Genomic DNA, 433 nt, shown 5'->3' on the forward strand with positions numbered 1-433 from the left:
CTGAAGAAGAATGCGCCAAAATCGGAAAAGCCTGTGCCGACGCTTGCAAACGCATCGGCTATCGCGGCGCAGGTACGTTTGAATGCCTGTACGAAGGCGGCGAATTCTTCTTTATCGAGATGAACACACGCGTTCAGTTTGAGCATCCGGTTACCGAGCTCATCACCGGCGTAGACATCATTCAAGAGCAATTACGCATCGCATCCGGCCTGCCTTTGCAATACAAACAGGAAGACATTCAAGTCGAAGGCCACGCGTTTGAGTGCCGTATCAACGCTGAAGACCCGTACAACTTCATTCAAAGCCCGGGCCTGATTGAAAGTTGCCACTTGCCCGGTGGCTTCGGCGTCCGCGTCGACAGCCGTATTTACCAAGGCTACCGCATCCCTCCTTACCACGACAGCCTGACCGGCAAAGTCTGTGTCGTCGGTAA

General features: G+C 53.8%; 1 protein-coding gene. It reads left to right on the forward strand.

The annotated features are described in order from the left end of the window. The coding region (locus ACTHUR_RS21580) for an ATP-binding protein (RefSeq protein ID WP_440400865.1) at positions 1 to 433 on the forward strand (433 nt) is incomplete at both ends.

This window comes from Neisseria sp. P0021.S007, assembly GCF_051956855.1.